8 protein-coding genes, 1 tRNA gene and 1 pseudogene are annotated in these 12,556 nt (G+C 55.7%); 2 read left to right on the top strand and 8 right to left on the bottom strand.

What is annotated here, in order from left to right:
* Positions 1-76: 76 nt before the first annotated feature.
* Positions 77-1,508 (bottom strand): annotated as a pseudogene (aroA, locus tag BGLCM_RS04490) (3-phosphoshikimate 1-carboxyvinyltransferase).
* A 305-nt stretch (positions 1,509-1,813) separates the two neighbouring features.
* Between aroA and BGLCM_RS04480 the strand changes: the two are divergent.
* Both BGLCM_RS04480 and BGLCM_RS04475 read left to right on the top strand, forming a co-directional pair.
* Positions 1,814-1,887 (top strand) — tRNA-Pro (locus BGLCM_RS04480).
* Positions 1,888-2,112: 225 nt separating this feature from the next.
* Positions 2,113-3,315, top strand: coding sequence for a hypothetical protein (locus BGLCM_RS04475; protein WP_044085062.1), 1,203 nt, complete (start codon positions 2,113-2,115; stop codon positions 3,313-3,315).
* 111 nt (positions 3,316-3,426) lie between these two features.
* Here the strand turns inward: BGLCM_RS04475 and glgX are convergent, their stop codons facing one another.
* The 7 genes from glgX to BGLCM_RS04440 all read right to left on the bottom strand — a co-directional run.
* On the bottom strand, positions 3,427-5,568 hold the full coding sequence (gene glgX / locus BGLCM_RS04470; protein ID WP_187367850.1) for a glycogen debranching protein GlgX: 2,142 nt from the start codon (positions 5,566-5,568) through the stop codon (positions 3,427-3,429).
* Positions 5,569-5,606: 38 nt separating this feature from the next.
* On the bottom strand, positions 5,607-6,263 hold the full coding sequence (locus tag BGLCM_RS04465) for an NUDIX hydrolase (protein ID WP_044084969.1): 657 nt from the start codon (positions 6,261-6,263) through the stop codon (positions 5,607-5,609).
* A gap of 65 nt (positions 6,264-6,328) precedes the next feature.
* The gene (locus BGLCM_RS04460; protein ID WP_006294002.1) at positions 6,329-7,216 is read right to left on the bottom strand and encodes a Nif3-like dinuclear metal center hexameric protein; all 888 of its coding nucleotides are present in this window, start codon (positions 7,214-7,216) and stop codon (positions 6,329-6,331) included.
* A gap of 80 nt (positions 7,217-7,296) precedes the next feature.
* Positions 7,297-10,179: a DNA polymerase I gene (gene polA / locus BGLCM_RS04455; protein WP_006294001.1), complete on the bottom strand. Its 2,883-nt coding sequence runs from the start codon at positions 10,177-10,179 to the stop codon at positions 7,297-7,299.
* Positions 10,180-10,320: 141 nt separating this feature from the next.
* Positions 10,321-11,094: an ANTAR domain-containing response regulator gene (locus BGLCM_RS04450; protein WP_006293999.1), complete on the bottom strand. Its 774-nt coding sequence runs from the start codon at positions 11,092-11,094 to the stop codon at positions 10,321-10,323.
* A 219-nt stretch (positions 11,095-11,313) separates the two neighbouring features.
* The gene (locus tag BGLCM_RS04445; protein ID WP_044084968.1) at positions 11,314-11,901 is read right to left on the bottom strand and encodes an NUDIX domain-containing protein; all 588 of its coding nucleotides are present in this window, start codon (positions 11,899-11,901) and stop codon (positions 11,314-11,316) included.
* A 415-nt stretch (positions 11,902-12,316) separates the two neighbouring features.
* A partial coding sequence (locus BGLCM_RS04440) for a zinc ribbon domain-containing protein (protein ID WP_044084967.1) occupies positions 12,317-12,556 on the bottom strand: 240 nt, incomplete at its 5' end.

Below are 12,556 nucleotides of genomic sequence, written 5' to 3'. Positions count from 1 at the left end.
CCCTAATGCAATGCCGGCCGTGCAACCCTCCTCGGAAGTTGGCACGGCCGGCACAGGACGCAACGCAACAATGCGCTTAACGCTGCACTTGTTCAAGCATACGCGTCCACAACCCCACAAAATCAGGGATGGTTTTGCGTGTCGTAAGCACATCCTTGACCTGGATGCCGGGGATACGCAAGCCCAGCATCGCGGCGAACGTGGCCATGCGATGATCGGCATACGTGTCCATTACCGCACCATGCAAAGCGGACGCAGGCACCGCATGGATGGCGATGCCGTCCTCCAACTCCTCAGCAATGCCGCCAACGCGACGAATCTCAGTGACCAACGCAGCCAAACGGTCCGTTTCGTGGCCGCGCAAATGACCGATGCCATGCAATGCCATGTCGGAGGAAGCCAACGTAGCCAACGCTGCGATACTCGGAGCAATCTCGCCGGCAGCCGACATGTCGAACGACCCCAAACCCAGCAAACGCTCCCCCCGCGCTCACCGTGAGCAATCCAGAATATCCGTTGGGGAACAACGCCATATCCTCAGTAGAGTTAAATGGACGGTCATCCAACGTCACAGTGGCCCCCATGTTCGCCAACATGAACGGCAACAATCCGCCAGGCTGCGTCGTATGCGCCGGCCAATTCGGCACGCTGACCGAACCACCCGCAATCAACGCGGCACCAAGGAACGGCGCGGCATTCGACAAATCCGGCTCAACCACCACTTCCAGAGGCATCGCCAGCGCATGGGGTTCAACCACCCATACGCCAGGCTCAGGCATCGATACCGAACCACCGGCCTGACGGATATCTTCCATCGTCATGCGAATATGCGGCATGCTCGGCAACGACTCGCCCACATGACGCAACTCGAGCCCCGAAGGAAGTTTTGAACCAATCAACAACAGTCCAGACACGAACTGCGACGATGATGACGCGTCGATGCTGACCACGGGACGTGCCCCGTCGCTGCCGGCAAGCTCGGCAGGTGGCGTGACCGTAAACGGTAACCGGCCTGGTTGACCGTCAAACGACACTTGCGCACCCAACTGGACCAGGCCGTCCAGCAACGGTTCCATCGGGCGCGCATACGCCTGCGCGTCACCGTCAAACCGTACGGGACCGTCGGCAAACAACGCCAAGCCCGGCACGAAACGCATGACCGTGCCCGCCAAACCGCAAAACACGTCAACCACGCCATGGAAGCGGCCGTCCACAGGTGGATTGACCTGCACAGTCGTGCCCTCAAACGGATCTTCAATACAAGACACGCCCAATGCACGCAACGCGTCCAACATCAGACGTGTGTCGCGCGAACGCAACATGCCTACCAAACTCACCGGGCTCGTGCCAAGGGCCGCCAAAATCAAGTACCGGTTCGACAATGATTTGCTCCCCGGAATCGTCACTTCAGCTTCGAGAGGTTCCTTGGCGAGCGGCGCAGGCCACGGATCGGGAATATGCGAATCCTGTGAGCCGGCTCCAACGCTGGGTTGGTTGAGTAAAGTCATAATGCCCCATCCTAATCACAGGCCAGACCACAGGCCGGGCTGCAGCATTGCACCAACACAAGTGCGTCGCTTCTCCACGCCCCGACCAAATGCCAGCCAAGTGCTCTTCAACTGCTCTTCAAGCGCGGAACGGCTCGGGCAAATCACCCCGTCTTCCGCATCCGCACAGCGCGACATTCCGTCGATTGCCCACATGTCAACCCTCATGCTATACTCGTCGATTGTGCCAAGGCGAGCTTGAAAGAAACCTTTTCAGCAAGCCTTGGAACGGCTACTGATTGCGGCGTGCCGCAACCATGAGTCATCGGGCTGTAGCGCAGCTTGGTAGCGCGTCTGCTTTGGGAGCAGAATGTCGCAGGTTCAAATCCTGTCAGCCCGACTTATATCGTTGGAATTCCAACGATTCCACAGGTCACCGAATTGTTTGGAACGCATTTGCGGAACGATTCGGAATGATGTCGACTTTCTTGAGACCTTCCAACCCTCTTGCTTGGGTGACTACAGTGATGGTTTCGCATCATTGCATTGTTCATCCGCGGTATAGCCCACTCCCCACCTTGTGAGAATATGACTGCATGGCAAGGAGTGTGGTCTGGGCATGAACATGGGGCGTCACCAACGAGCGGAATCTGCGGGACTGGTCTCCTTCTTGTGCAGCGCCATCATTAGCGGCGTGGGCATGATGCTGTATATGGACTACGCGTCCGCTATTTGGCAGGTCAGTATGCGCCGGTTCATGGTGTGCGCCGCTTTCGTTGCCTGCTGTGGCGTGGTGTCGTTCATTGTCGGCTATGTGCATCGCAGTCGCGTGGTCAGTGCAACTCCGGGTTTGTTGGGTCCGTTGCGGCGTGGTATTGAAATCCTTGCGTTGTCGATTGTATATGCGGCCACGTTGTTTTTGACGTCGTTCATGTTGTTCAGTTTGGCGAATTCGACAATGGGCACGAGCTTGTTCACTGATTACATTCCCGCGTTGACCGCCGCGTTCAGCGGTATCAGTGGGTATATCACGTTTGTGCAGGCCGAGCTTATGGATGCCAAAACGTTGGCTTCCCTGCTGCCGCTGTTCATTGTGTCAGGCGTGATCACTGCAAGCATGACCACGAACGACCCCAATTGGTTTCGCAACAATTTCTCCCAGTTGGGTGACCGCACCACGTTTGCGGCACGCATGTTCAACGCGACGCTCATTGTGGGTGGCGTATGTGTCATCATTATCAGTTATTTTGCGATTTCCGAACTGATCGCCACGTATCGTGTCCGTTTTGACAATCCCGACGTGTTGCGTACGATTCATGTGGGCTACAAGATTCCGCGGTTTTATTTTCGTATTGGCGCGTTGACTGTGCTGTTGTTGCTGTCGGGCTTGTGTTTCATTGGTATCGGTTTGTTCCGTTACACTCCCCATCCGCTCATCCACAACGTGTTCGCCCGCGGGTTGCCGTGCATCATGGGATTGTTGCTGATCAGCCTGCCATGGTTGGCTCCCCAACTGTCGCGCACCATGTACGTCGTCAGTGACATTGCGTTGCTTGCTGCAGCGATCGCCGGTATCTCCTGGATTATGGGACACAACACGTTGACCAACGTCGAAGCGCTTGCCGGCATGCTGTTTCTTGGGTGGTTCATTGTGTTTTCCCGTCAGATCGCGGCGATTGAATCGGATCGTATCCAACGTCAGCTGGTGCAACGCAATACGGGTATCACGAACGATTTTGAACTTGAGCAGGCCGTACGCAACGACGAGCAACTCGTGTTTGAATCCAGTTTGCAAGGCCCGTTACGTCCCAGCCATCATCAGGAATAATGGGTATTTCCGTTTTCGTTTCCATGGCATACAAGAACCGCCTCCATGCGCACGATGCATGGAGGCGGTTTGCTAGATGCCGTATTTGCCGGAATTATGGCCTTGGCTGGATTAGAGCATGGATGAAGCGTCCTGTTCATCCACACTGATCAGCAGCAGGAAACTGCGTGGTTGCGCGGTGATGTTGAAGCCCGCTTCATAATTGAGTTCGGGTCCGTCGGGATTGAACGTGTCAATCAGCAGACGCCATTTCTTGCCATAATCCTCATTGGGCAGCGTGAACTGCACCGATTCGTAATGGGCGTTGAACAACAGGATGAAATCGTTGTCTTCAATACGGTTGCCATACCAGTCCACTTCAGGAATGTCCTTGCCATTCAAGAACACCATGATTGAGAACGCATGCGTATTGCTCCACGCTTCCATATCCATGATGGAACCCGAAGGGTCAAACCATTCGACCTGGGGCAACTTGTCGGGTGCGTCCTCGGGCAGGCGGCCTGTGAAGAACCGACGGCGATGCAACACGGGATGGTTTTTGCGAATATGGATGAGTTTGGTCACATAGTCGAGCTGGTCGCGCTGCCAATCATGCAAATCCCAATGCGTCCATGACAATTCGTTGTCTTGACAATAGACGTTGTTGTTGCCCAACTGCGTGCGGGCGACCTCGTCACCACCACAAATCATCGGGATGCCTTGGCTGAACAGCAGCGTGGCGAACATGTTGCGCATCTGCCGGTCACGCAAATCAAGCACATCCTTGATGTTCGTCGGGCCTTCTACGCCACAATTCCATGAACGGTTGTTGCTTTCGCCATCATTGTTGTCTTCCAGATTGGCCTGGTTGTGTTTCTCGTTGTAGCTGACCAGATCGTTGAGTGTGAACCCGTCATGGGCCGTGACGAAATTGATGGAAGCCACGGGTTTGCGGCCGTTCATCTGATACAAGTCGGAACTGCCCATCAGACGGCTCGTGAACTCAGGCAACGTTGAAGGTTGCGAACGCCAAAAATCGCGTACGCAGTCGCGGAACCGGCCGTTCCATTCCGACCAGTTCGGCGGGAAGCCACCAACCTGGTAGCCGCCCGAGCCCAAATCCCAAGGTTCAGCAATGAGTTTGACACGCGAAATCACGGGATCTTGTTGCACAATGTCGAAGAATGCCGACAGTTTGTCGACCTCCTGGAATTGACGGGCCAACGTGGCAGCCAAGTCGAAACGGAATCCGTCGACGTGCATTTCACTGACCCAGTAGCGCAGCGAGTCGGTGATGACTTGCAGGGCCGCTGGTGAACGCATGAGCAGCGAGTTGCCGGTGCCGGTGGTGTCAAAGTAGTGTGCACGGTCGTGGTCGACCAGACGGTAATAGGCCGAATTGTCAATGCCACGGAAGCTCAAGGTTGGGCCTTGATGGTTGCCTTCGGCCGTATGGTTGTAGACAACGTCTAGGATGATTTCAATGCCGGCATTATGGTAGGCCTTGACCATGGCTTTGAATTCGTTGACCTGCTGGCCGCGTTGGCCGGAGGACGAGTAGGCGTTATGGGGGGCGAAGAAGCCGATGGTGTTGTATCCCCAGTAGTTGTTCAGACCCTTGTCTTGCAGGAATGGATCGTTGATGAACTGGTGGATCGGCATGAGTTCAAGTGCCGTAATTCCCAAGTCTTTGAAATAGTTGATGACGTTGGGATGGGCCAGGCCAGCATAGGTGCCACGCATTTCTTCAGGTACACGTTGACTTAGGTTCGTCATGCCGCGCACGTGCGCTTCGTAGATGATTGTGTCGCTGTATGGCGTATACGGGTGTTTGTCATTGCCCCAATCGAAGTAGGGGTTGACCACAGCGGCTTTCATCGTGTGTTCAGCGGAGTCAAGGTCATTGACGTGATACGGATTGTCGACGTCGTCAAACCAGTAGGAGTATAGGCTTTCGTCACCGTCGATGTTGCCTTCGATAGCTTTGGCATAAGGATCCAATAGCAGTTTGCTGGGATTACATCGCAAGCCTTGGGATGGGTCGTAAGGGCCGTATACGCGATACCCGTAGAGTTGGCCGGGCACGATGCCTGGTATATAGATATGCCAGACGTATGAGTTTTGTTCGGTCATTTCGATGCGCGTTTCATTATCATCGTCATCGAACAGGCAGAGTTCCACACGTTCGGCCACTCGGGAGAATAAGGCGAAGTTCACGCCGGCGCCGTCAAATGTGGCGCCGAGCGGATACATGGATCCAGGTCGAGTTTGCATACCCTTCAGTATGGCACAACGAGCCGAATCCGGCGCCGTCATACCCCCGTTACACGGCGCAATTGTTCATGTTGGATCGCAATGACCGAGTTGGAGGCGCTGATGGGCAGCGCGAGTAGGTCGGTCCAGCTGACCCATGCGGATTCCACATGCTCGTCAGCATCAAAATGGCGTGGCTCATGGTGATAGTGTGTCAGATGCATGACATAGATATGTGCGATTTCGTCACTCATGCCCTCACTGGAATAACATGAGCGCACATGGTCGAGCTGGCATGAGTCTACATTGTCGGGAACAATGCCGGTTTCCTCACGCAATTCACGATACGCCGCATGCTCCGGATTTTCGTCCTTGTCAATCAAACCAGCGGGCAGACCGTAGGCGAACATGTTGGCACCCGCCCGGTATTCGCGTTCAATCAGATAGCGATCGTTGACAGTATCATGCACGAGCATGACCACAGCTGGGGCGTGCAAGACGACTTGCCGATGTATGCGCACGGGTTCATTGTTCACGTCGGTCAATTCCACCACGCGTTCTTGCACGCTGAATATGGCACCTTCATACACGGAGGCGGATTCAACGACACGTGCCGGCGTATCCATACGGATACCACTGTGCGAGGCGCGTAGTTCCTTGTTGACGCGCATGCGTACTGATGCGTCCGTGCGCTGTTGGTGTCCGGTTCCGGTCATGGCTTGCTCCCCTGGTTTCGATGTGACGTGACGCCACGTGGTTGCTGTAACGCGATGCGGACGCGTCAGATCGTGAAATCCCACGGGTCCGTGGGTGTCGAGTTCCAACGTGCAGCGGGTCGCGATCCGCTGATCAGTTCGATTGCGTCGGGCACATCGGTCAATGCGTAGCGGAACCACAATGATTCAATCGCACTGTGCGGCGTATTGATCAACACGGGACGTGTCTGCGCGTCCCCGTTTCCCAATGCGATGCCCTCAGCGCGCATACGGGATTCGTAGATTGCCTGTTGCATCTGATCAGTGGCCGGATGATGGCGCAAATCACTGGTCACATAGCAATCCACACCGAGCGCGTTGACACGCGCGAATTCCGAATCCCCGGATCCGGGCAGCACAGCCACCGTGCGGATTGACGCGTCTTTGGGACCACTGACTTGAATGCCATATTGCGTCGACGGCAATGCAGCGGCCACCCGCTGTGCGAACTGCTCAAGGCTTATCGGTTCGGGCAGCACACCAACACGTCCCAATCCCACGGCATGCGGTGTGGAAGGGTCATCAATCGGTTTCAATGGCTGCTGGTCTTGCAATCCGAACGCGTCAGCCGCTGCCATGCCGACGCCACGCCAAGCAGCATCAGCATTCGTATGGCCCACCCATAATCCGCAATGGGCGCGTACGAGCTTGTTGACGATGGCGCCATGCACACCCAACCCCGACACTTCATGTACAGCCCGGAAGAACAGCGGGTGATGCGTGACGAGCAGGTTCGCGCCTGATGCGATGGCGTCTTCAACCACATCCATCGTCGGATCGGCCGCAAACACGATGGAATCGACCGGATCGCATAAATCACCGACGATAAGCCCCGGATGATCCCAGCTTTCCGCATATCGTAGCGGATACAACGTTTCCAACGCGTTGACGGCTTGCATGAGATTCGTAGTCATGATTGTTTCTTCCCTTCCACGGCCATACGTGTGCGACTATGATCAGCTGAGGTTATCTCGAATAAGGTCACCATGCATGCTTAATGCTGCGCCAATTGCCAATCAGTGCCAATGCCTGTCGACACATCCAATGGCACGGCCAACTGCACAGCATGTTCCATGGCATCCTTGACCAATGCTGTAGCCGACTCATGCTCTCCCGGAGCCAACTGGACGACCAGTTCATCATGGATTTGCAACACGATGCGGCTGCGCATTCCTTGCGAGCGCAATGCGCGTTCGGCGCGGATCATGGCCATTTTCATGATGTCGGCTGCTGATCCTTGGATGGGTGCGTTCAATGCCGCGCGTTCCGCCGCTTCCCTGACCATGCGGTTCGGTGAACGCAATGCGGGGAAATAGCGGCGTCGGCCGAACATGGTTTCGGTGTATCCGCGTTCGCGGGCCGTGGCCACCAATGATTCCAAATACTCATGGACTTTGCCGAAGGTGCGGAAGTACTGCTGTTTGAGCGCGTCCGCTTCTTTTGGTGTGATGCCCAATTGTTGGCTTAATCCATATGAGCTCAATCCGTAGGCCAGGCCGTAGCTCATGGCTTTCACGTGACTGCGCTGGTCACCGCTAATGTCATCCACAGGGATGCCGTAGACGAGGCTGGCTACATACCGGTGGAAATCGGCGCCGGATTTGAAGGCGTCAATTAGGGCTTCATCACCGGAGAAGTCGGCCATCAACCGCAGTTCCACCTGTGAATAATCGGCGGACAGCAATGCGTCGAATCCTTCTGCCGGTATGAACGCGGATCGGGTATCTCGGCCTTCAGCGTTGCGGTTGGGTATGTTTTGCAGATTGGGGTCGGTGGAGCTTAATCGTCCGGTTGCGGCCACGGTTTGTTCGAACGTGGTATGGATATGCCCGTCGGTGCGATTGATCGCATCAATCAGGGTTTGAACGATTTGCTGCAATTTGTTCACTCCACGGTGTCGCAATATGGCACCAAGGAACACGTAGGCGGCTGATCCTTCTTCCGCGTTGGCATAGAGTGTGGTCAACGTGGCTGCGTTCGTTGTATAGTGGCCTGACTTGGTTTTGCGCAATGGTGTCAGTCCCATGTCTTCGAACAGTACTTTGCCGATTTTTTTCGGGCTCGACAGGTTGAATTCACTGCCTGCAGCATCCCATGCCATGCGTTCCATGCGTCCGGATTCCTCAGCGAACGTCGCCAACAACGAGTCCAGGCGCATACGGTCAACGGCCGCACCTTCCTGCTCCATGCGGTATAGCACGACCGATACGGGCAGTTCAATGCATCGCAACAACGCATATTGTTCACGCTGTTGCAGTTCACGCGCCAAATGCCGTGCCATCGCCGATACCAATGCGGCTTGTAGGCCCAAGTCCTTGTCATCCTGGGTTGGCGTCTCGTCGTCCATATTGTCAAAGTCGAGCGTGCCCTGGGCTTGTGTCTGTACGGCCGGAACGTCGATGCGGAGGAAATGTTCGGCATATTCGTCGATGGTGTGTCCCGTGTAATCGGGATCGGCCAAGTATCCGGCAAGCTTCGTGTCAAACAGCGGTATTGGCACGTTCAGACCGGCACTTTGCGCCATATGCAGCAACGCTTTGTATCCGTGTACGCTCATCGTGTTCGCATGGGTGCTGATGATTTGCTGCACGGCATCGTGCAGGGATGTGTCACGCATGGCAACGACCACCGCGTGACCTTGTGCGCTCAGCACGATAGTCTTCAAGCTGCTCGCCCCCGGTTTGGCATTGCCGACTGCCACCAGTGTCCATGAAGCGTTGACGGCTTCCTCGCAATCATTGGACTGCTGATGCAATTGCGTGACAATGTCCATGCGGCCGGCCGCGTTCTCGCCGGTTGCTGGCTCATTCGTCGTCTGGGTATCGTCCGTGACTGCCGGCAGATACTGTTCAGCCCACGCTATCAGCGCGGCGGCATCCGTCACTTGGTCCAGCACGGGAATCTGCAGTTGCTGGTCACTATCGGCAATGGCGTCGACGTCCACTGCACCCGGTTGTGCTGTGCTGTTACTGAATGCGTTGAGGATTTTCGTGCGCGTGCGTGAGCCGAATTGCAGCGCGGAGAATAACGCGCTCAATTCGGCATGGTCCACGTTGCCGAAGGTCAGGTCGTCCACGCTGACACCCAAATCCAAGTCACGCACCAACGCGTTGACTTTGCGGTTCAACAACACTTGGTCGATGTTGTCGCGCAACGCTTCGCCTTTTTTACCAGTGATCTGATCGGCATGCTCAATGATGCCTTGCAATGAACCGTACTGGTGGATCCATTTGGCTGCGAACCCGTCCCCCACGCCGGGAACGCCGGGAATGTTGTCGGCTTTTTCGCCACGCAATGCGGCCAGATCCGGGTATTGTGCGGGTGTCACGCCATATTTTTCCTCAACAGCGGCAGGGGTCATATGTTTGAGGTCTTTAAAATGGTGCCCCGGATACAACACCGTGGTGTCGTCATCAATCAGTTGGAACGCGTCACGATCGCCCGACAATACGAGCACACGGTCCCCCGCTTGTTGCCCCATTGAAGCCAGCGTGCCGATTACATCGTCCCCCTCATAGCCGGGTTGCTCGATATAGGTCACACCCAACGCTTGCAACGCTTGTTGGATGAGCGGCAACTGGCTGAGCAGTTCCTGCGGCGCCGCTTCACGCGTCCCCTTATACTCCTCGAGCAAGTCGTTGCGGAACGTGCCACCCTTCACGTCGAACGCCACGGCCAGACGCGTGGGATGTTCATTCGTGATGACGTCGCTGAGCATCGTCAAAAACCCGTAGACGGCGTTCGTGGGTTGACCTTGCGACGTGGTGAAACTTTCTACGGGTAGGGCGAAAAACGCGCGGAACGCCAGTGAATGGCCGTCAATGACGAGCAGCGTATCCGGAACGTGTGTCGATGAAGTGTCACTCATAGTCACCATGGTGCGCCGAACCCTTGTCATTCAGCTCGCGTTTGGCACGCACCTGCAGTTGGCAGTTGAATATGCAAACGGGACTGTATCCCCTATTTTCAGGGGATACAGTCCCGTTCATGTGCGTGCTAGTCACGTAGGATCCAAGACTCACTCGTCCTCGGACGCTGGTTCTTGCGAATACTTGTCGATGATGGCCTGTGCCAGACGACGCTTGGGAATGCGCTGGTCCATCGAAGTTTTTTGGATCCACCGGAACGCGCCCTGTTCCGAGAAGTTCGCCCGGTCCATGAGCAATCCCTTGGCCCGGTCGACGAGTTTGCGCTCTTCAAGCGTTTCCTCGGTTTTCTTGAGCTTCTCTTCGGTCTCTTTGAGTTTCTCCTGCGTTTCCTGCAGTTCGTTCTCGTTACGTTCCACGCTATCGAGCAGATCATTGATTTCCGCGAACCGACCATAGGCCACTTCAATCGCCGGCAGCAGTTTGGAAACTTCATACGGTTTGGTCACATATGCCATGGCACCCGCGCCAATGGCTTGCTTGACCAGATCGGCTTGCGAGAATGCGGTCAGCATGACCACGGGCGCAATGTTCTCATCACAGATGATGCCGGCCGCGGTAATGCCGTTCATACGCGGCATTTTGACATCCATGCATACCACGTCAGGACGCAGTGTGCGCGTCAGTTCCACCGCTTCCTCACCGTTGGCGGCTTCACCAATCACCTCATACCCGTTGTCTTCAAGCATGGCGACCAAATCCATACGGTTCACGGATTCGTCTTCAGCTACCACGACGGTACGTTTGCGCGGTTGCGCTGGTTGGTCCTGTTCCACGGCGTCTTGCGCCGCTGCCTCCAATTCCTGTGCAGACAACACTTCCTGCTCGAGTTCGGCGGCTTCTTCATTCGTGTTGTGTTCTGCCATAGCTCTTTTCTCTTTCACACCTTACGCGACACCAAAACTGCAGCGTCGCATCCTCGTCCATGCGGCTCCCGGCTCATCATCCACGACCACTGCAACGTCGCACGCCTGAAGAGCACCGTTGTTGAGTATAGTACAAGCCCCGCATGCCTATGGATACGCATCGTTTACATGGACGTGGCCGGGACCGCCATCATGCGTGCCACATCAATCAACCATAGGTTATTGCAGCAAATCAGGACGGGCAGCCAAAGCCTGCACGGCAATAATCGACTTCGCGTCAATGATCGTGCCGGACTCGACCATGTCGAGCGCTTCCTGAGGCGTGGCGAACCGGACGGACGTCAACAAACGTTCCTCATCGGCGTGCGCTGGAGTCAACCCACGGGCCAGGAATAGCGTCGTATGCTGCGTGGAGAAACTCGGTGAGTTGACGAACCGGCAAATCTGCTGGTAATGCTCAGCTTCAAACCCGGCTTCTTCCTTGAGCTTGAGTTTGGCCACCTCCAGCGGGCTCAGCACACCATTATCGGAGTGTCCGGCCGGAATCTCCAGCGTCCAGCGATGCACCGGCAGACGATACTGCTCCACGAGCGGGATCGTGCCGTCCTCAGTGACAGCGATCACACCCACCGACTCACCGTTGTTGGCTTGCAACAAATAGCGTTGGAAATGGCCGATCGGCGCTGAATTGTAAGACACGCGGTCCACGTTGAAATAATGCCCGGAGACCACGGTCTCACGCGACACTTCACTGACCGGAGCCGTGCGCCACGGATCAAACTTGCGATATGTTGACTTGCTCGTCATGCACTCGTTTCCTTTCATCATCTTCGATATTCGGACTGACAACGATTTCATTGTAAGTCGTGCCCCATGCTAGATGCGTAAAATTTTTGGAAATATTGCTGCACAACGAGTTTCCACCATCAATCGTCACATGCTCCCACCCGCACTCCGTGGCCTGCGTCAGGCCACCTTCCGACTCTCAGTAGGCGTTCAGCAGGGATACAAGCGCCGAATCCATCAGAACACCCATAGGATTATTCCTTCTTGCCGGGCCCAAGAACTGCCAAGGTAACAAAAACCTACCTACTGGCTGAGTCATAAAAAGCTTGTGGTCCGTCTTCTTGACATCCTCCCCCGCCTGTAGAGGCGGGGGATTCCTTGGCCTCACGGCCGAGGATTTTCTGTTTCACAGACTACGCTTCGCACTACAACGTGATTAGTTGTTGTGGTGTTTGCGTCCGTCTCCGCAGACGTTCACCGCAAGCCCTGCGGCGAGGATGTTTTTGGCTGCGTTCACGTCCCTGTCATGGGTTGTGTGGCAGTACGGGCACGTCCATGCCCTGACGTTCAACGGCTTCTTGCCGTTGTTTTTACCGCAGTGGGAACAGATTTGGCTGGATGGGTACCAGCGGTCGATGACGATGAGCTGGCGCCCATACCATGCGGCCTTGTATTC

Source organism: Bifidobacterium gallicum DSM 20093 = LMG 11596 (genome assembly GCF_000741205.1).
GTDB lineage: Bacteria > Actinomycetota > Actinomycetes > Actinomycetales > Bifidobacteriaceae > Bifidobacterium > Bifidobacterium gallicum.
This window is presented reverse-complemented; position numbering and strand designations above follow the sequence as displayed.

Coding starts and splice junctions, on each gene's coding strand:
- BGLCM_RS04475 (WP_044085062.1), top strand. CDS start 2,113: ATGGGGCGTCACCAACGAGCGGAATCTGCGGGACTGGTCTCCTTCTTG.
- glgX (WP_187367850.1), bottom strand. CDS start 5,568: ATGCAAACTCGACCTGGATCCATGTATCCGCTCGGCGCCACATTTGAC.
- BGLCM_RS04465 (WP_044084969.1), bottom strand. CDS start 6,263: ATGACCGGAACCGGACACCAACAGCGCACGGACGCATCAGTACGCATG.
- BGLCM_RS04460 (WP_006294002.1), bottom strand. CDS start 7,216: ATGACTACGAATCTCATGCAAGCCGTCAACGCGTTGGAAACGTTGTAT.
- polA (WP_006294001.1), bottom strand. CDS start 10,179: ATGGTGACTATGAGTGACACTTCATCGACACACGTTCCGGATACGCTG.
- BGLCM_RS04450 (WP_006293999.1), bottom strand. CDS start 11,094: ATGGCAGAACACAACACGAATGAAGAAGCCGCCGAACTCGAGCAGGAA.
- BGLCM_RS04445 (WP_044084968.1), bottom strand. CDS start 11,901: ATGACGAGCAAGTCAACATATCGCAAGTTTGATCCGTGGCGCACGGCT.